Origin of the sequence: Pseudomonas sp. Z1-14 (assembly GCF_051132005.1) — a bacterium.
Lineage (GTDB): Bacteria > Pseudomonadota > Gammaproteobacteria > Pseudomonadales > Pseudomonadaceae > Aquipseudomonas.
Genome location: NZ_CP071646.1, coordinates 3063636 through 3081889 on the forward strand (window position 1 = coordinate 3063636; position 18254 = coordinate 3081889).

Below are 18254 nucleotides of genomic sequence, written 5' to 3' on the forward strand. Positions count from 1 at the left end.
TGCGCCCGGAACGCCGAACAAGTCTCTACAGTTCTACCGGCATCATGTTCATCGTCAGGCAGTGTCTTTCAAAAAACAATAAAAGGACGCACCACCATGAAAACCTTCAAACGTACCCTGCTCGCCGGCGCCCTCGCCCTGCTGTCGCTTCCGGCCATGGCCGACGCGACCCACCCGAAAATCGGTTTTTCCATTGACGACCTGCGCCTGGAGCGCTGGTCGCGCGACCGTGACTACTTTGTCGCGGCGGCGGAAAAACTCGACGCCAAGGTCTACGTGCAATCGGCGGACGCCAACGAGCAGAAGCAGATTTCCCAGATCGAAAACCTCATTTCCCGGGGCGTCGATGTGATCGTCATCGTGCCATTCAACGCTACCGTGCTGACCAACGCCGTCGCCGAAGCCAAGAAGGCCGGGATCAAGGTGGTGTCCTATGACCGGCTGATCCTCAACGCCGACATCGACGCCTACATTTCCTTCGATAACGAAAAAGTCGGCGAGATGCAGGCCGGCGGTGTCCTGAAGGCAGCGCCGAAGGGTAACTACTTCCTGCTGGGCGGCGCCCCTACGGACAACAACGCCAAGATCCTGCGCGAAGGCCAGATGAAGGTGCTGCAACCGGCCATCGACAAGGGCGACATCAAGATTGTCGGCCAGCAATGGGTGAAGGAATGGAACCCCACCGAAGCCCTGAGCATCGTTGAAAACGCCCTGACCCGGAACAACAACAAGATCGATGGCATCGTCGCCTCCAACGACGCCACCGCCGGCGGCGCCATCCAGGCCCTGGCCGCGCAGAAGCTCGCCGGCAAGGTGCCGATCTCGGGTCAGGACGCCGACCTGGCGGCGGTCAAGCGCGTGATCGACGGCACGCAGACCATGACGGTCTACAAGCCACTGAAATTGATCGCCTCCGAAGCCGCCAAGCTCTCGGTGCAACTGGCGCGCAACGAGAAGCCCACCTACAGCTCGCAGTACGACAACGGCAACAAGAAGGTCGACACCATCCTGCTCACGCCCACCGCACTGACCAAGGACAACATCGACCTGCTGGAAAAGGACGGGTTCTACACCAAGGCGCAGATTGCCGGGCAGTGATCAAAGCGCAGCTCTTTGGTTAAGCAAAAATCCTTGTGGGAGCGAGCCTGCTCGCGAAGACGGCGTCACAGCCGATGATGATGCAGGGTGTGCCGGCCTCTTCGCGAGCAGGCTCGCTCCCACAGGTTTTATGTTGTGTGAGCCCTTTTTTACGAGCCCTCGCCATGTCCGAATACCTGTTGCAAATGAACGGCATCGTCAAGACCTTTGGCGGTGTCAAAGCCCTCAACGGCATCGACATCAAGGTCCGGCCCGGGGAATGTGTCGGCCTGTGCGGTGAAAACGGCGCGGGCAAATCCACGTTGATGAAAGTCCTCTCGGCGGTCTACCCCTATGGCACCTGGGAGGGCGAAATCCTCTGGGACGGCCAGCCGCTGAAAGCCCAATCGATCAGCGAAACCGAGGCCGCCGGGATCGTCATCATCCATCAGGAACTGACGCTGGTCCCCGACCTGTCAGTGGCCGAAAACATCTTCATGGGCCACGAGCTGACCCTGCCCGGCGGGCGCATGAACTATCCGGCGATGATCCATCGCGCCGAAGCCCTGATGCGTGAACTCAAAGTGCCGGACATGAACGTCTCGCTGCCGGTCTCGCAGTACGGCGGTGGCTACCAGCAACTGGTCGAGATCGCCAAGGCGCTGAACAAACAGGCGCGCCTGCTGATCCTCGACGAGCCCTCCTCGGCCCTGACCCGTTCGGAAATCGAGGTGCTGCTGGACATCATCCGCGACCTCAAGGCCAAGGGCGTGGCCTGCGTGTATATCTCCCACAAGCTCGATGAAGTGGCGGCGGTGTGCGACACCATTTCCGTCATCCGCGATGGCAAACACATCGCGACCACCGCCATGGCCGACATGGATATCCCGAAGATCATCACGCAGATGGTCGGGCGGGAAATGAGCAACCTCTACCCCACCGAACCCCACGAGATCGGCGAGGTGATTTTCGAGGCGCGCCACATCAGCTGCTACGACGTCGACAACCCCAGGCGCAAACGGGTCGACGATATTTCGTTTGCGCTCAAGCGCGGGGAAATCCTCGGCATCGCCGGGCTGGTGGGCGCCGGTCGCACGGAACTGGTGTCGGCCCTGTTCGGCGCCTACCCCGGACGCCATGAAGGTGAGGTCTGGCTGGACGGCCAGCGGATCGACAGCAGCACACCGCTCAAATCGATCCGCGCCGGCCTGTGCATGGTCCCCGAAGACCGCAAGCGCCAAGGCATCATCCCGGACCTTGGCGTCGGCCAGAACATCACCCTGGCGGTGCTGGAGAACTTCTCGAAGATGACCCGGATCGATGCCGAGGCCGAACTGGGCAGCATCGACCGGGAGATCTCGCGCATGCACCTGAAGACCGCAAGCCCGTTCCTGCCGATCACCAGCCTGTCCGGCGGCAACCAGCAGAAAGCCGTGTTGGCGAAGATGCTCCTGACCAAGCCCCGGGTGTTGATTCTCGACGAGCCCACCCGAGGCGTGGATGTGGGTGCCAAGTACGAGATCTACAAGCTGATGGGCGCGCTGGCGGCCGAAGGCGTGTCGATCATCATGGTGTCCTCGGAGCTGGCCGAAGTGCTCGGGGTGTCCGACCGCGTGCTGGTGATTGGCGACGGCCAGTTGCGCGGCGATTTCGTCAATCGTGAACTGACCCAGGAGCAGGTGCTTGCGGCCGCGCTCAGCCATCCCGAAGCCCCTGACAACAATGATCGGAAATCCGCGTAGATGAATCAGGTCAAACAAGTGTTCACCCGCTACAAAATGCTCGCCCTGGTGATTGCCGTGGCAGTCATCTGGCTGTTCTTCAGCTGGCAGACCGAGGGCGGATTCCTGACTCCGCGCAACCTCTCCAACCTGCTGCGGCAGATGTCCATTACCGGAATCCTGGCCTGCGGCATGGTGCTGGTGATCATCAGCGGCGAGATCGACCTGTCGGTGGGCTCGCTGCTGGGCTTGCTCGGTGGGCTCGCGGCGATTCTCGATGTGGTCTATCACATTCCGCTACTGGCGAACCTGAGCCTGGTCGCCCTGTGCGGGCTGGTCATCGGCCTCGCCAACGGCTACATGACCGCCTACCTGCGCATCCCCTCGTTCATCGTCGGCTTGGGCGGCATGCTGGCGTTTCGCGGAATTCTGCTGGGCATCACCGGCGGCACCACGATCGCCCCGGTATCGCCGGAGCTGGTTTATGTCGGCCAGGGTTATCTGCCCCATGCGGTCGGCACAGGCCTTGGCGTGGTGCTGTTTGCCCTGACGTTGTTCCTGACCTGGAAACAACGCCGCAATCGCGCCTTGCACGGCCTGGCCGCCCATTCATTGGTGCGCGACGTGGTGCGGGTGGTGTTGATCGGCGCAGTGCTCGCCGGCTTCGTCTACACGCTGAACAGCTACGACGGGATTCCGGTTCCGGTGCTGCTGCTGTTGGTCCTGCTGGGGGTGTTCAGCTACGTGACCAGCCAGACCGTGTTCGGCCGGCGTGTCTATTCCGTGGGCAGCAACATGGAAGCCACCCGCCTGTCCGGCATCAACGTGCAAGCGGTAAAACTCTGGATCTTCGGCATCATGGGCGTGATGTGCGCCCTCGCCGGCATGGTCAACACCGCGCGCCTGGCGGCCGGCTCCCCCTCGGCCGGCAACATGGGCGAACTGGACGCCATCGCTGCCTGTTTCATCGGCGGTACCTCCATGCGCGGCGGCTCCGGGACGGTCTACGGTGCGCTGCTAGGCGCGCTGGTCATCACCAGCCTGGACAACGGCATGTCGATGCTCGACGTCGACAGCTACTGGCAGATGATTGTCAAAGGCAGCATTCTGGTCCTGGCCGTATGGGTAGACGTCAGCACCCGGACTGGACGACGTTGATGGTCGCCCCTTGGGTGATTGATCACGACTCGTGTGCAACGCCTTCACTTTTGCGCGCTTGATGCTTTCAGGGCGGGGCATATGCTGTTCACAGCAAGCCCCGCCAGGACAAGAAGCGCGCGAAAATGAACAGCCCGAGAACGCTTTATCAGAAACATATCGACAGTCATACCGTTTGCCCGCTGGATGATCAGGGCCACGTGCTGCTGTACATCGACCGTCAGGTCGCCAACGAATACACCAGCCCACAAGCGTTCAGCGGCCTGCGCGAAGCCCACCGCAGCGTCTGGCGCCCCAGCGCGACCCTCGCGGTGGTTGACCACGTCAACCCGACCACGCCCGAGCGTATCGCGGCCATGCCGGATGCGGGCGGCGCCCGGCAGGTGTCCTACTTCGCCGAAAACTGCCGAGACTTCGGCATCGAACTGTTGGATGTGCTCGACAAGCGCCAGGGCATCGAGCACGTCGTCGCTCCCGAGCAAGGCTTCATCCTGCCGGGCATGGTCATCGCCGCCGGCGACAGCCATACCACCACCTACGGTGCGCTCGGGGCGTTCGGTTTCGGCATCGGCACTTCTGAAATCGAACATTTGCTGGCCACCCAGACGCTGGTCTACAAGCGTCTGAAAACCCTGCGCGTCACGGTCGATGGCGCCCTCGGCGCGGGCGTCACCGCCAAGGACGTCATCATGGCGCTGATCGAAAAAATCGGCGCCTCGGGCGCTACGGGCTACGCAATTGAATTCACCGGCCCGGTCATCAGCGCACTGAGCGTCGAAGCGCGGATGACCATCTGCAACATGGCCGTGGAAGCGGGTGCGAGAGGCGCCTTCATGGCCCCGGATGACAAGGTCTTTACCTACCTGCAAAGCAAACCCCGTGCGCCTCGGGGCGAGCTGTGGGAACAGGCCGTGGCCAAGTGGCAAGACCTGCGCAGCGATGAGGATGCGGTATTCGATCGGGAAGTGAGCCTCGATGTCGCTGCGCTGGAGCCGATGGTGACCTGGGGCACCAGCCCCGACCAGGCAGCGCCGATTGGCGGCCAGGTACCGGATCCGGCGGCGCAGCCCGACCCGATCCTGCGCCAGGGCCTGCAGCGGGCGCTGGACTACATGGGGCTGACGCCAGGGATGCCCCTTGGCGAAGTGCAGATCAGCCATGCCTTCATCGGCTCCTGCACCAATGCGCGCATCGAAGACCTGCGCGACGCGGCGCGGGTCGTCCGCGGCAAGCGGGTCGCGGCCCATGTGCGGGCGATGATCGTGCCCGGCTCCACCGCGGTGCGCGACCAGGCCGAAGAGGAAGGACTGGCTGCGATCTTCCGCGACGCGGGTTTCGAATGGCGCCAGTCCGGCTGCTCGATGTGCCTGGCGATGAACGACGACGTGCTTGCGCCAGGTGATCGCTGCGCATCCAGCACCAATCGCAATTTCGAAGGACGCCAGGGCGCAGGCGCGCGCACTCACCTGATGAGTCCGGCCATGGTGGCCGCCGCCGCGATAACCGGTCACCTGACCGACGTCCGCTCACTGCTCCCGGAGGCCTGAAGATGCAACCCTTTGACACCGTAACCGGCATCGCCGCCCCGCTGCTGGCCGCCAACATCGACACCGACGTCATCATGCCCAAGCAGTTCCTCAAGGGCATTGACCGCCAGGGGCTGGACCGGGGCCTGTTCTTTGACCTGAGATGGCGCGAGCCCGGCGTTGCCAATCCGGATTTCGTGCTCAATCAACCTGGCTGGCGCGATGCGACGTTCCTGGTGGTGGGCGAAAACTTCGGCTGTGGCTCAAGCCGTGAGCATGCGGTCTGGGGCTTGAAGCAGGTAGGGATCAGGGCGCTGATCGGTACGAGTTTCGCCGGGATCTTCTACGACAATTGCCAGCGAAACGGGGTGCTGCTGATTGAGCTTGCCGAGGTCCAGTGGAAAAAGATTGCCGAGCTCGTTGGCCACGCGGAAACGGCCGCTGTCAGCGTCAACCTTGCCGAGCAGCGCATTGAGCTGGCGGACGGCAGCGTTATGGCGTTCGAGATTGACGGACTGCGCAAGGAGTCGTTGCTGCTGGGGTTGGACGCCATTGGCGCAACGCTCCAGCGTGCCGAGCAGATTCGCCGGTTCGAGCGTCGGCATCTGGCGGAGAATCCTTGGTTGTAGGGGTTGGGGTTGGGGTTGGGTTTGACCTGGTTTTGGTAGGTTCGGGCTTCCCCTGTGGGAGCGAGCCTGCTCGCGAAGGCGGCGTGTCAGTCAGTGAAGATTTTGAGTGAGCCCCTTCGCGAGCAGGCTCGCTCCCACAGGGGTTGCGTGTATACCGTGAGGTCTGTGCCTGTCGAAAATCCAATGTGGGAGCGAGCTTGCTCGCGATGGCGGCGTGTCAGCCACCGAAGATGTTGGATGGGCTGGCCCCTTCGCGAGCAGGCTCGCTCCCACAGAGGACGCCACTACGCCTGACCAACCGACAAATCCCGGAAGCACTCCTCGAGAAACTCGACACATACCCGCAATTTGGCCGACTGGCTGAGCCGGGTCGGGTATACGGCCCAGACGTTGGCGCTTTGCGAATAGTCTGGCAGCACCTGGACCAGCCGCCCTTGCTCCAGCAGCGGCTTGACGTCCCACATCGAGCGCAGCAGGATCCCGCCGCCGCTCAACGCCCACTCCAGAACGATCTCGCCACTGTTGGATGATAACGGGCCGCCGACACGTACCGTTGCCTCCTCGCCATCCCGGGTCAGCGTCCATAGGCCGAACGCGTTATTGCGCTCTTTGAGCACCAGGCAATCATGAGCGTCAAGCTCTTCCAGCGAATGCGGGATGCCCCGCCGTTGCAGATACTCCGGACTTGCGCAGAGTATCCGCCGATTGCTCGCCAGCTTGCGCCCCAGGTGTTGGTCCGGCAGGTCATCACCGACGCGGATCTCCAGGTCGAAGCCTTCGCCGACGATATCGACGACGCGGTCGAATACGTCCAGGCGGATGTCGAGCCGGGGGTACGCCTGCGACAGTTTGCCGATGGCCGGTGCGACGTGGTTGCGGCCAAAACCGAAACTGCTGCAGATGTGCAGAGCGCCGCTGGGCTGATGTCGCGCCTGAGCGATTTCACCGACAAACTCCTCGAAATCCCCCAATAGCTTTTCGGCCCAGACCCGCACGCGCTCGCCATCGTCGGTCAGGGCGATGCGCCGGGTGGTACGGTGCAGCAAGCGCGTGGCGAGCGTTGCTTCCAGTACCGAAATGCGCTTGCTGATATAGGCCGGTGAATAACCCAGCGCTTGCGCGGCACTGGCAAAGCCGTTTTTTCGAACGACGGTGAGAAAGACCTTCAGGTCCTCCGGTAATGGAAACTGATCACGACTCGTGTTCATAAGCCCCACGGCAGCGCTATTCTTCGCAGATTTTGCGAAGAATAGCATCGATCCCGCCCGGCTCAACCGCCGTATTTATTCATCAGCTTCAGCGTTACCCCGTTCGTCCAGCCGAAGCCGTCCTGCAGTTCGTATTCGCCGCCCCCACCGCCGTCGCCCTGTCCGGACACGTCGTACTTCTCGACCAATTTGTCCTCTTTGAGATAAAGGTCTTGGACCTGCTTCAGAAAGCGGTTGCCAACATCCCGGGCCAGTTCCGTTTGTCCGTAGCGGTCCAACCCTTCGACCGCCACCCATTGCAACGGCGCCCAGCCATTGGGCTCGTCCCATTGCTGGCCGTTGTTGACCTGGGTGGTGGCGATGCCGCCAGGACGCAACAAACCTCGACGCACCGCATCGGCGGTACGATCGGCGCGTTCGGCAGAGGCCAGGCCGGTGAAGAGCGGGAACAGCGTTGCGGCAGTCAATCCCGGCCGTTGCCGGTTCTGCTGCCAGTCGTAGTCCACGTAATAACCACCTTCGGCGTTCCACAAGTGCGTCTCGATGGCGCGCTGGCGTTGCTCGGCACGCTGCCCATAGGCCTGGACGCAAGGCGTGTTCGCCACCGTCTCACAGGCCTTGGCGATGGTGCGCTCCAGGTGGAACATCAGGGCGTTCAGGTCCACCGGCACAATCGATGTGGTTCGGATGGTCGCCAGGTTCTTGCCGTCCCCCAGCCAGCGGGAGCTGAAATCCCAGCCGCTTTCGGCCCCGGCGCGCAAGTCGCGCCAGACCTCCTCCTTGGGTCGCTGTGGCGCCTGTTCGGCGGTCTTCGTGTCTTGCAGCCATGACTCCTGCCGAGGCGTAGCGCTGGCATCCCAATAACGGTTGAGCACACTGCCATCGGCGAGCTTGACGACATGCTGCACCGCCTCACCGGCCTTGAGGGCCTGCGCGCCGTCCATCCAGTAGGCATATTCCTTTTGCAACTGGGGAAGGTAGCGCCCGTAGGCCTGCTCGCCTTCGATGTGCGCCTGCAACTCGACCATGTAAGCAAAGAACGGTGGCTGCGAGCGGCTCAGGTAGTAGCTGCGGTTGCCATTGGGGATATGGCCGTAGGTATCGATCATGTAGGCAAAATTGTCGGTCATCTGGCGAACCTGCGTCTTGTCGCCGCTTTGCTCCAGACCGAGCATGGTGAAATACGAGTCCCAGTAATACATTTCGCGGAAACGTCCGCCCGGGACTACATACGGTTGCGGCAACGGCAGCAGGCTGCTGTAGGGTGGCACCTGGGTGTAGGTTCGGCTGAGCACGGGCCAGAGATTATCGATGTGCTCCTTGATCGGCGCACCCGGTTCGGGGGCAGGACTTTCAGCCTGGCCGGATTCGATGAAGTTGTCTTTTATGAAGGCATCGAGATCGAAATCGGCGCCCTCCCGACGGGCCAGGTAATCGGCACGGATCTTCGCCGGGTCACGCTTGGGCAACGCATCGACGAAATGCTTCTGGTCGGTGAATACCTGCTGACGCTGCACGGCTTCGAACAGTTCGGGGTACATCTGGTCGGGCGGCTGATTGGCCCGGTCCCGGGCGTCAGCATAACCCCACATGGCGGGAGGTTGGCTTGAACAGGCCGTGCACAGCACGGCAGCGAGAGACAGGCTGGGGAAATACAGTGGTCGCATCGGCGGCTCCATCATTTGTCGTTCCTGACCAACGAGTGACATAACGAGGTGGAGCGCGGTTCACTCGAAATGCCTTTCCTCACCTCGACGGAACCCCTGCCTGACCCCTGCTCTCTATGGCAGGACCAACAGGACGGAGGTGTTGATCATGATTGCCCCAGCAACCGGCATGCGGCACGGTGAGCGTTACGCCGTTGAAAGCATCGAGCGCGCGCCTCACTTCCCAGGTTTCTTCCTTGATGGAAAGTATTACCTGGGCCCTGAATTGAATACGGCGGTGGGCTGGCTGGAAGGCCAGACATTCCTCTACGACCAGCTCGACCCCGAGGGCGAGCCGGTGTACCCCGGCAGAGTCGCCGGCACCATTGAGGATCTGACGCTGGTAATGGCCGATGGCGTGCGCCTGCAGTTGACCCCCTTGCAACCCGCCATCGACCGGCCCACGGGCCCCGCCGATACCGCTGCTCAGACCCAATCGCATCCCTTGGCGGAAAAACTCGTGGTCATCACCGGGGCGTCCAGCGGAATCGGTCGTGCCACCGCCCTGGCGTTTGCCCGGCAACGGGCGCGCCTGGTGCTGGCGGCACGTGACCGCGAGGCGCTCGCCGAAGTTGTCGACGAATGCCAGGCCCAGGGCGCCGCCGCATTGGCGGTGTGCACCGACGTCACCCGCAGCGAACAGATGCAGGCGCTAGCCGCCGAGGCCGCCGCGTTTGGCGACGGGCGCATCGATATCTGGATCAACAATGCCGGCGTCGGCGCGGTGGGCAGTTTCGAGCAAACACCGCTTGAGGTACATGAACAGGTTCTGCAAACCGACCTGCTCGGCTACCTGCGGGGCGCCTATGTGGCATGGCCCTATTTCAAGGCGCAGAAGCGCGGGATCCTGATCAACACCCTGTCGCTGGGCAGTTGGGTCGCCCAGCCCTATGCCGCTGCCTACTCGGCAAGCAAATACGGCTTGCGCGGCTTGTCCGAAGCCTTGCGCGGTGAACTCGGCGAATACCGGGACATCCACGTCTGCGACATCTACCCCGCCGTCATCGACACGCCGGGCTTTCGCGACGGCGCCAATTACACCGGCCATGCGCTCAAGCCACCGCCTCCCGTCTACGACCCGCAGCGGGTTGCCGAAGCGATGGTCAGCTGTGCGCTCAACCCCAAGCCCAGCACCACCGTGGGCAGCGCGGCGGTACTGGCGAGGGTCGCGCATTTCCTGGTGCCCGGTTTCCCGCAACTGTCCGGCTGGTTGACGCGTCTGGGCCTGAACCGCAGCCCGGCCTTGGCGTCATCCTCGGGCAACCTGTTCAACCCGCCCAGCGGGCCGCGTAAGATCGAAGGCGGCTGGCGCAAGCCTGCGCGACGACCATCGCCCGTGCTGGTGGCGGGCGCGGCGCTGTTGCTTGGCGGGTGCCTGGTGGCATTGGGTCGAGAGCGTGACCGCAGGTGACCGCACAGCGAGGCGATCGGGTCAGTCCTGCGCCGAGCGGAACGCTTCGACTTTGAGCCCGAAGCGGCTCATCTTGTTGTACAGGCCGCCCCGGGACACGTTCAACCGTTGGGCGGCCAGACGGATATTGCCGCGCGTGTCCCGCAGGGCGGCGATGATTGCGTTCATTTCGTGCGTGCCCAGATCGAGGGCCGCCCTGGGTTCAGGAGTAGCTTGGCGGGCCGAGGGCCGCCCGCCCTGCCTGATTTCCAGGGCCAGGTCATTCGCCTGGATGAGCTCCGTGGTTGCCAGGTTGGTCGCGCGCTCGATGACGTTTTCCAGCTCACGGACGTTCCCCGGCCAATGATAGGCATCGAGAACCTCCAGCGCCTGTGGTGACAGGTCACGTATCGGCTTTCGCAGCGATCGGGCACACCGCGCGAGGAAATGCCGCGCCAGCAAAGGCACATCCTCCCGCCGCATCCGCAGCGGCGGCACCGTCAGGCTCAGCACATTGAGGCGGTAATAAAGGTCCTCGCGAAAGGCCCCGTCGGCGACGGCCTGGCTCAGGTTGCGGTGAGTGGCGGCAATGATGCGCACATTGACCCGCAGCGATTTTTTCGCCCCCACCCGCGTCACTTCGCCTTCCTGCAGGACGCGCAGCAGGCTGACCTGCGCATCAAAGGCCATGTCACCGATCTCGTCGAGGAAGATCGTCCCGCCATCGGCCAGTTCGAATCTGCCCGCCGAGCCACCGCGAGCCGATCCGGTGAACGCACCTTCGACATGGCCGAACAGTTCGCTCTGCACCAGATCCCGGGGGATGGCCCCGCAATTGACCGCCACGAACGGACCGCCACTGCGGTCGCTGGCGTTATGGATGGCCTGGGCAAACAGCTCCTTTCCGGTGCCACTCTCACCGAGAATCAGCGTGGTCGAGTCACTGCGACTGGCGATCCGGCCCAGTTGCAAGGCGTCCTGAATCGCCCGTGAACGACCCTGGATGGTCTCGAAGGTGTAGCTGGCCTGGGTGCCGATGAGGCGCCGGGTAATCTCACGGATGCGCCGATTCTCGCGCAACGAAACGATACGACCGCCCTGCTCCAGAGGGCAGACAGATACCAGGCAGGCCAGATGACTGCGGTCATGCAGCTCGAAGGTGCAATCCAGGTCCCTTGCCCCTTCGCCATCCCCTCGCAGGATCACGCCGCTCTGCTCGGTCTGCCCAAGGCTTTGGAACGGCTTGCCCAACCAGTCATGGTCGACGCGGAACAATTGCCGGGCGTAATGGTTGAGAGCCTTGATGCAACCTGTTTCATCGAGTACCACCAAGCCCTCGTTGAGCACTTCAAGGACTGTCTGTTGTTCTTCCAGCAGTGCCTGCAGCGCCATTTGCCGGGAGACCGCTTCAGCCGCGGCCTGGACGGTGCCCAGGGTATGGAAGTGAAACCAGCCCGGCTCGGCGGTCAGGGTCAGCATCGCCAGGGTCCGGCCATGAGCATCGCGGATAGGCGCGGCGGCGCAATGCATACGCCGCTGGCGCAGGCCTATGCCGAAATTTTCCTCGGCCAGCACATACACCAGCCGGTCTTCAACCAGCGCCAGCCCGGTGCAATTGGTGCCCTGCACCGATTCGAGCAATCGGCTGCCGATGGGCGTGAGGTCCAGCCCGCAGAAATACAGGGTCGTGCCTTCGGCATCGGTCAGGTTGATATGCCCGTTGGGGTTGTAGGCGAGCAAGCCGCGCATGACCTGTGCGGCGGCGGCGATCAACAGGCGATTCGCCGTCAGCGTGGCGGTCAGCTCGGCGGGCGCGACAAAACGGTACTCGCCGTCCTCCGGATCCAGCCCGGCATCGACGCTGCGCCGCCAGGAATTCCAGATCACTTGCCTGACACCGGCGGGACGCTCGGTGCTGGCGTTCAGGCATGCTCGCCAGGCCTCTTCCAGCGCAGCGTTTGATCCTCCATTCAACGACGCGGGGCCGAGGGCAGTCAGATAGTCCCGGTCTTCAACGCTCAGGGCCATGGGTTGTGCGTTCATTGTCGGCTCTATGTTCAGGTTTTCGACATGTCAGTGTAGACATGTCCACGAAATGAACATTCCTCTTTCAAGATCGCAGAAATAAACCTTTAAATTCAGCAAGTTGAATATTGGCACAGCAGTTGCTCCCTGCAGTACAGCGACACCGGCGTTTCGGCCAGCGCGTCGCGAACAACAATAAAAGGGAGTCATTTCATGAGCACCTCGAAAACCATCCGCCTGGGTCTTATCGGCGCTGGCCGCATGGGCAGTTTTCACGGCCTGACCGCCGCCCGGCACATCCCCGGCGCCTGCCTCGCCGCCATCGCCGACCCTACTCCCGGCCAAGCCGCGCGCCTGGCGGCGGAGCTGGATGTGCGCAAGACCTACGCCGACCCGCAGCAACTGCTGGACGACCCGGACATCGACGCCGTGCTGATCGCCGCCCCGGCACGCAGCCATGCCGAGCTGGTGATCAGCGCGGCCCGGGCCGGCAAAGGGGTGTTCTGTGAAAAACCCATGGCGATCACGCTGGACGAAGCCGACCGCGCCATCGCCGCCACTGCCGATGCCCGGGTGACGCTCCAGGTCGGTTTCAACCGGCGCTTCGCCAGGAGTTTCCGCACAGCTCATCTGGACGTGGTCGCCGGCCGGATCGGCACCCCGCAACTGCTGCGCTCGCTGACCCGCGACCCGGCGCTGAACAACCCCGCCGCCTCGCCGCAATGGGTGATCTTCCTGGAAACGCTGATCCATGACTTCGATACCCTGCGCTACCTGAATCCGGGCGCCGAGGCGGTCGAGGTATTCGTGATGGCCGATGCCTTGATTGCACCCGACTACAAGGAGAAAGGTTTCCTCGACACGGCAGTGGTCACGATCCGTTTCGACAATGGCGCCATTGCCACCGCCGAGGCCAACTTCCAGGCCGTCTACGGCTACGACGTTCGGGGCGAAGTGTTCGGCAGCGCCGGCATGCTGACCATGGGCAGCGTCAACGACTCCGACTTGCTGCGCTATCTGGCCAATGGGGTCCAGGCCGATACCCAACGCCTGGACACCGACTTGCTGCGTGATGCGTACGTGGCCGAGCTGAATCACTTCGTCAGTTGCGTGCGCAGCGGCGAGAAACCGCTGGCCAGCGGTGAAGATGCCCGGGCCGCCCTGGCCATTGCACGGGCTTGCATCGAGTGCTTCCAGCAGGGTAAAGCGGTACGTGTGCAAGGAGCCTCGTCATGAGTTTCATCCCCTTCAAACTGGCGGTCAGCGCCGAGATGGTCTTTCTTGACCTGCCCTTTGTCGAACGGGTCAAACGCATCCACGCGCAGGGTTTCAGCGTCGAGATATGGAACTGGACGAGCAAGGACATCCAGGCCCTCGCGGCGACTGGCGCGGATTTCACCTCGATGACCGGTTACATCTCGGGCAACCTGACCGATCCCGAGGCCGTCCGGCAACTGCTCGACAGCGCCGGAGAATCCTTGGCCGTCGCAGCCCGGTTGAACTGCCCGAGCCTGAACCTGCACGGCACCGGCCTGGGTGATCAGGGCTTGCCGGTCAAACCGGTAGCCCGAACAACCGGACGCATGTGGTTGAGCGCCTGCAAGACCCTGGAAAAGATCGCCCGCCTGGGCGAAGACGCCGGCCGGGTATTCCTGCTGGAAAATCTCAACACCGAAGTCGACCATCCCGGCACACCGTTCGCCCGCGCCGACGATACCCTGGCGCTGATCGAAGCCGTGGGCAGCCCGCACCTGAAAATGAATCTGGACCTTTATCACGCGCAAATCGGCGAAGGAAACCTGATCGAGCTGGTCCAGCGCGCCGGTGACGCCATCGGCGAAATCCAGGTCGCCGATGTTCCGGGTCGCATGGAGCCTGGCACCGGTGAAATTCACTATCCGGCCATTGCCCGGGCGCTGTTCGGCATGGGATACCGCGGTGTCGTCGGCCTTGAGGGCTGGGCCAGCGGTGACAGCGAAACAGCACTGGAGCGTTTCAGACAGGCTTTCACCCTGGATGGGTGAGCGCCTCGCGGACTCCAGACGCGCAGCAATATTTCCATCACTTGATGACGTTCACTCCATAACAACAAAAGGAAAACCATCATGCGTCGTTGCACACTGCTTTTCGCCACATTGCTCGTGCTGTTCAGCCAATGGGCCGCCGCCGATTATCGCATCGGCGTCAGCATCGCCAGGGTTGACGACAACTTCATGACCTACGTGCGTAACGGCCTGGACGAGGCCGCCAGGAAGGATAACGTCCAGATCCAGTTCGAGGATGCCCAGGGCGACGTGGTCCGCCAGCTCAATCAGGTCCAAGGCTTCATCAATCAGAAAGTCGATGCGGTCATTGTCCTGCCGGTAGACACTTCCGCCACCGCCAACATCACCCGCGCCGCCGTCGAAGCCAAGACGCCGCTGGTCTACGTCAATCGCCACCCGGACGAGCGCACCTTGCCCAAAGGCGTGGTTACGGTGGCGTCCAACGACATCGAGGCCGGCCAACTGCAGATGCGCTACCTGGCGGAAAAACTCGGCGGCAAGGGCAACCTCGCGATCATCATGGGCGACCTCGCGCAAAACGCCACCCATGACCGCACCGAAGGGGTCAAGCAGGTGCTCAAGGACTTCCCCCAGATCAGGGTCGTCGAACAGCAGAGCGCCGAATGGCAGCGCAGCAAAGGGATGGACCTGACCAGCAACTGGCTGCTCGCCGGCAGCCGTTTCGATGCCATCGTCGCCAACAATGACGAGATGGCCATCGGTGCGGCCATGGCCTTGCAGCAAGCCGGCAAAGCCAAGGGCGAGATTTCGATTGTCGGCATCGACGGTTTGCCTGATGGCCTGGCGGCGATCAAACGCGGGATGCTGGTCGCGTCGGTATTCCAGGACCCCAAGGCCCAAGCGACCAGCGCGGTGCAGGCGGCGCTCAAGATGATCAAGGGCGAGCCGGTTGAGCCGGAGGTCTGGGTACCGTTCCAGTTGATCAAACCTGAGCAACTGGCGGTGTTTGAGCAGCGTTACAAGTAGCAGTAATCACCTGAGAAAAATGATGGCCTCGTGGCGAGGGAGCTTGCTCCCGCTGGGTTGCGTAGCAGCCGCAAGATTTTTGGGGCCGCTGCGCAGCCCAGCGGGAGCAAGCTCCCTCGCCACGGGTCGATTGCCTCACGTCAACAGCCAGCGCCTGCTCAGGCGATGTGCAACGCCCTGCCCTTGGTCTCGGCGATGGCATTGTTCAAGGCCACCCGGAACAGCTCGACCAGCACATCGATTTCCTCAGCCTGGATGATCAGCGGTGGCAGGAATCGCACAACGGCGCCATGGCGCCCGCCCAACTCCAGGATGACGCCCAAGCGCAGGCACTGGCGCTGGATGGCCTGGGCCAGTGCCGTATCCGCGGCGGGCACACGGGCATCGCTCGGGGTATCGCTGACAACCTCTACGCCCACCATCAAGCCACGACCACGCACCTGGCCCAGGCAAGGGTAATCGCCCTGCAACTGACGCAGCTGCTCCATCAGGCGTTGCCCCATGATGTCAGCGTGCGCTGGCAGGTGTTCGCTGATGATATGACGCAACGTCGCGCCCCCCGCTGCCATCGCCATCTGGTTGCCACGGAACGTGCCGGCATGGGCACCGGGTTTCCAGGTGTCCAGTTCTTCGCGATACACCATCACCGCCAGCGGCAGACCGCCGCCGATAGCTTTGGACAAGACCAGAATGTCCGGTTCGATGTCGGCGTGCTGGAAAGCGAACAGCTTGCCGGTACGCCCCAGGCCGGTCTGTACTTCATCGATGATCAGTGCCACGCCGTGTTTGCGGGTCAGTTGGCGCAAGCCCTGGAGCCAACGGACCGGTGCCGGGATCACCCCACCCTCGCCCTGCACGACTTCCACGACCACCGCTGCCGGTGGCAGCACACCCGACTCCGGGTCGCTCAACAGTTGTTCGATAAAGTGCAGCCCGGCATCGATGCCGGCTTCGCCGCCGATGCCGAACGGACAGCGGTAGTCATAGGGGTACGGCAGGAACTGCACGTCGGCCATCAACGAGCCCAGCCCCTGTTTCGGCCCCAGGTTGCCCATCAGGCTCAGTGTCCCCAGGGTCATGCCGTGGTAACCGCCGGAGAACGTCAGGATCGGTTTGCGCCCGGTGGCGATCCGCGCCAGCTTCAAGGCCGCCTCGATGCCGTCGGCACCGGTCGGTCCGCAGAACTGGATGCGCGCGTGACGGGCGAAGTTTTCCGGCAAGGCGTTGAACAGGTCCTCGACGAAACGATCCTTGACCGGTGTCGTCAGGTCCAGGGTGTGCAAGGGCAGGCCGGAATCGAGTGTCTGGCGCATGGCCGCGATGGCCACCGGATGGTTATGGCCCAGCGCCAAAGTCCCCGCACCCGCGAGGCAGTCCATGAACAATTGGCCTTGAGTATCGCGCACATAAAGACCATGGGCTTCTTGCAAGGCCAACGGAATGCGCCGCGGGTAAGAACGGGCGTTCGACTCCCGGGCCGCCTGGCGTTGCAGATACGGGTTGGTGTTCAGTTCACGCGGCGCTTGCTGGCGAAACTGCTCCAGCGTGAAGGTTGCGCCGGAGGATGAACGGGGCTGGACACTTTCCATTTTGACTCCCTGAGTAACCACTCGGTTGTGGGCGATCAGCCCTGTCCTTGTACCTGCATGGCCTGACGCAGGCTCAGCGGGCGCATGTCGGTCCAGACTTTCTCGATGTAAGCCAGACACTCTTCCTTGCTGCCCTGCATGTCCACGGTGCGCCAGCCGTCGGGCACGCTGCGGTAGTCCGGCCAGATCGAGTACTGCTCCTCTTCGTTGACGACAACCAGAAACCGCGTATCCGGGCTATCCAAACTCATTGCTTGCTCCTTTGACTGGCATGACGGAAAAGATCGCTACGATACAATACTAATGGTAGCGATTCTCATTAATATTATAAAAATCTTACGTTGCGCACATATTTCATTGCTGGCGAGCAGTCGCAAGACAGCAGTGCGCTGTTTATACTTCGCCCCTGAACGATAACCTCTCTCGATTCGCGGTCACGGATGAGTCAATGATTCCCAGCCTTGCTCCGCTGTTCATCGGGCCGCTCGCAGCCTTTGAAGACAAGCTGCAACTGCGCAGCCACCCGCGCGCCGATCTGCCGGCCGCCGTGTTCTTCCAGCATGAGACGTTCAGCGCATTCGTCGACGATCTGCTGGCACGCTACAAGACTGATGAGCGTCTGGCCCTGGTGTCGCTGTGGTCCAAATGGTATTTCAGTACCTTCCTGGCGCCAGTGATGGCCGCCAACCTGCTCCAGCAACGGGAGCTGCCGCTCGCCCTGGCTGATGTCGGCTTGAAACTCGGCGACGACGCCAGGCCCCAGGCCCTGCATTTGCGCGACGATGGCCAGGTACTGCCCCCGTGCACGGCTTTCGAGCGGTTCCATACGCTCGTCGAATGCCATCTGGAACCGGTCATCGAGATTCTTGCCAGTGTCAGCCGGGCATCGCCCCGGTTGTTCTGGAGCAACGCCGCCAACACCTTCGAATTCGTCACCACGCGGATCGAACTGCACCCCCTGGCTGATGCCTCCAGCACCCTGCCGGCCAGGGAGATCCTCACTGCCCGGCTGCGCCCCGACGGCCGGCGCAACCCTCTGTTCGCGCCCGTACGCTACCAAGACATTGGCGAGGACGAGCCGCAGCGCCTGAGGCGCATCTGCTGCATTCGCTACCGCCTCCCCGGCGTTGGCTATTGCAGCAGCTGCCCCCTCGATGAATCCAGACGCCAGGTTCAAGGCGCCTGAGCGCAGC

Annotated in this window: 15 protein-coding genes; 10 read left to right on the forward strand and 5 right to left on the reverse strand. The window is 62.7% G+C overall.

Features of this window, described 5'->3' with window-relative positions; genetic code table 11:
- The first annotated feature begins 96 nt into the window (after window positions 1-96).
- The 5 genes from xylF to leuD all read left to right on the forward strand — a co-directional run bounded on the left by xylF (window position 97) and on the right by leuD (window position 6111).
- The gene (gene xylF, locus J3P89_RS13860) at window positions 97-1098 is read left to right on the forward strand and encodes a D-xylose ABC transporter substrate-binding protein (protein WP_305494967.1); all 1002 of its coding nucleotides are present in this window, start codon (window positions 97-99) and stop codon (window positions 1096-1098) included.
- A gap of 164 nt (window positions 1099-1262) precedes the next feature.
- On the forward strand, window positions 1263-2819 hold the full coding sequence (xylG, locus tag J3P89_RS13865; protein ID WP_434624047.1) for a D-xylose ABC transporter ATP-binding protein: 1557 nt from the start codon (window positions 1263-1265) through the stop codon (window positions 2817-2819).
- Window positions 2820-3956 (forward strand): sugar ABC transporter permease, encoded by a 1137-nt coding sequence (locus J3P89_RS13870; RefSeq protein WP_434568680.1) that lies wholly within the window; start codon window positions 2820-2822, stop codon window positions 3954-3956.
- A gap of 125 nt (window positions 3957-4081) precedes the next feature.
- On the forward strand, window positions 4082-5503 hold the full coding sequence (gene leuC, locus J3P89_RS13875; protein ID WP_434697906.1) for a 3-isopropylmalate dehydratase large subunit: 1422 nt from the start codon (window positions 4082-4084) through the stop codon (window positions 5501-5503).
- Between the two features lie 2 nt (window positions 5504-5505).
- Window positions 5506-6111: a 3-isopropylmalate dehydratase small subunit gene (gene leuD / locus J3P89_RS13880; RefSeq protein ID WP_434697907.1), complete on the forward strand. Its 606-nt coding sequence runs from the start codon at window positions 5506-5508 to the stop codon at window positions 6109-6111.
- A gap of 284 nt (window positions 6112-6395) precedes the next feature.
- Here the strand turns inward: leuD and J3P89_RS13885 are convergent, their stop codons facing one another.
- The gene (locus J3P89_RS13885; RefSeq protein ID WP_434697908.1) at window positions 6396-7319 is read right to left on the reverse strand and encodes a LysR substrate-binding domain-containing protein; all 924 of its coding nucleotides are present in this window, start codon (window positions 7317-7319) and stop codon (window positions 6396-6398) included.
- Window positions 7320-7381: 62 nt separating this feature from the next.
- The gene (treA, locus tag J3P89_RS13890) at window positions 7382-8986 is read right to left on the reverse strand and encodes an alpha,alpha-trehalase TreA (protein ID WP_434651955.1); all 1605 of its coding nucleotides are present in this window, start codon (window positions 8984-8986) and stop codon (window positions 7382-7384) included.
- Between the two features lie 148 nt (window positions 8987-9134).
- Between treA and J3P89_RS13895 the strand changes: the two genes are divergently transcribed.
- Window positions 9135-10436 carry an SDR family oxidoreductase gene (locus J3P89_RS13895; RefSeq protein WP_434697909.1) on the forward strand — a complete coding sequence of 434 codons (1302 nt, stop codon included), beginning with the start codon at window positions 9135-9137 and terminating at the stop codon, window positions 10434-10436.
- Window positions 10437-10457: 21 nt separating this feature from the next.
- Here the strand turns inward: J3P89_RS13895 and J3P89_RS13900 are convergent, their stop codons facing one another.
- On the reverse strand, window positions 10458-12458 hold the full coding sequence (locus tag J3P89_RS13900; protein WP_434697910.1) for a sigma-54-dependent Fis family transcriptional regulator: 2001 nt from the start codon (window positions 12456-12458) through the stop codon (window positions 10458-10460).
- Window positions 12459-12653: 195 nt separating this feature from the next.
- Here J3P89_RS13900 and J3P89_RS13905 point away from each other — a divergent pair, with 195 nt between their 5' ends.
- From J3P89_RS13905 to J3P89_RS13915, 3 genes are all read left to right on the forward strand, one after another.
- Window positions 12654-13676 (forward strand): Gfo/Idh/MocA family oxidoreductase, encoded by a 1023-nt coding sequence (locus J3P89_RS13905; protein ID WP_434697911.1) that lies wholly within the window; start codon window positions 12654-12656, stop codon window positions 13674-13676.
- Window positions 13673-14464, forward strand: coding sequence for a TIM barrel protein (locus tag J3P89_RS13910; RefSeq protein WP_434697912.1), 792 nt, complete (start codon window positions 13673-13675; stop codon window positions 14462-14464). Before J3P89_RS13905 ends, J3P89_RS13910 begins: the two co-directional genes overlap by 4 nt.
- Window positions 14465-14545: 81 nt before the next feature.
- Entirely contained in the window at window positions 14546-15472 is a 927-nt protein-coding gene (locus tag J3P89_RS13915) for a sugar ABC transporter substrate-binding protein (protein WP_434624061.1), read from the forward strand.
- 158 nt (window positions 15473-15630) lie between these two features.
- Here the strand turns inward: J3P89_RS13915 and J3P89_RS13920 are convergent, their stop codons facing one another.
- Together J3P89_RS13920 and J3P89_RS13925 are read right to left on the reverse strand one after the other, a co-directional pair.
- Window positions 15631-17061: a diaminobutyrate--2-oxoglutarate transaminase gene (locus J3P89_RS13920; protein WP_434697913.1), complete on the reverse strand. Its 1431-nt coding sequence runs from the start codon at window positions 17059-17061 to the stop codon at window positions 15631-15633.
- A 35-nt stretch (window positions 17062-17096) separates the two neighbouring features.
- Window positions 17097-17312 carry an MbtH family protein gene (locus J3P89_RS13925; protein ID WP_186610593.1) on the reverse strand — a complete coding sequence of 72 codons (216 nt, stop codon included), beginning with the start codon at window positions 17310-17312 and terminating at the stop codon, window positions 17097-17099.
- Window positions 17313-17509: 197 nt separating this feature from the next.
- Between J3P89_RS13925 and fhuF the strand changes: the two genes are divergently transcribed.
- A complete protein-coding gene (gene fhuF / locus J3P89_RS13930) occupies window positions 17510-18247 on the forward strand; it encodes a siderophore-iron reductase FhuF (protein WP_434624065.1) in 738 nt (245 codons plus the stop codon).
- Window positions 18248-18254 lie beyond the last annotated feature (7 nt).

What these genes read in the sequence shown, in the direction of transcription:
- xylF (WP_305494967.1), top strand. Translation starts at nt 97, where the DNA reads ATGAAAACCTTCAAACGTACCCTGCTCGCCGGCGCCCTCGCCCTGCTG.
- xylG (WP_434624047.1), top strand. Translation starts at nt 1,263, where the DNA reads ATGTCCGAATACCTGTTGCAAATGAACGGCATCGTCAAGACCTTTGGC.
- J3P89_RS13870 (WP_434568680.1), top strand. Translation starts at nt 2,820, where the DNA reads ATGAATCAGGTCAAACAAGTGTTCACCCGCTACAAAATGCTCGCCCTG.
- leuC (WP_434697906.1), top strand. Translation starts at nt 4,082, where the DNA reads ATGAACAGCCCGAGAACGCTTTATCAGAAACATATCGACAGTCATACC.
- leuD (WP_434697907.1), top strand. Translation starts at nt 5,506, where the DNA reads ATGCAACCCTTTGACACCGTAACCGGCATCGCCGCCCCGCTGCTGGCC.
- J3P89_RS13885 (WP_434697908.1), bottom strand. Translation starts at nt 7,319, where the DNA reads ATGAACACGAGTCGTGATCAGTTTCCATTACCGGAGGACCTGAAGGTC.
- treA (WP_434651955.1), bottom strand. Translation starts at nt 8,986, where the DNA reads ATGCGACCACTGTATTTCCCCAGCCTGTCTCTCGCTGCCGTGCTGTGC.
- J3P89_RS13895 (WP_434697909.1), top strand. Translation starts at nt 9,135, where the DNA reads ATGATTGCCCCAGCAACCGGCATGCGGCACGGTGAGCGTTACGCCGTT.
- J3P89_RS13900 (WP_434697910.1), bottom strand. Translation starts at nt 12,458, where the DNA reads ATGAACGCACAACCCATGGCCCTGAGCGTTGAAGACCGGGACTATCTG.
- J3P89_RS13905 (WP_434697911.1), top strand. Translation starts at nt 12,654, where the DNA reads ATGAGCACCTCGAAAACCATCCGCCTGGGTCTTATCGGCGCTGGCCGC.
- J3P89_RS13910 (WP_434697912.1), top strand. Translation starts at nt 13,673, where the DNA reads ATGAGTTTCATCCCCTTCAAACTGGCGGTCAGCGCCGAGATGGTCTTT.
- J3P89_RS13915 (WP_434624061.1), top strand. Translation starts at nt 14,546, where the DNA reads ATGCGTCGTTGCACACTGCTTTTCGCCACATTGCTCGTGCTGTTCAGC.
- J3P89_RS13920 (WP_434697913.1), bottom strand. Translation starts at nt 17,061, where the DNA reads ATGGAAAGTGTCCAGCCCCGTTCATCCTCCGGCGCAACCTTCACGCTG.
- J3P89_RS13925 (WP_186610593.1), bottom strand. Translation starts at nt 17,312, where the DNA reads ATGAGTTTGGATAGCCCGGATACGCGGTTTCTGGTTGTCGTCAACGAA.
- fhuF (WP_434624065.1), top strand. Translation starts at nt 17,510, where the DNA reads ATGATTCCCAGCCTTGCTCCGCTGTTCATCGGGCCGCTCGCAGCCTTT.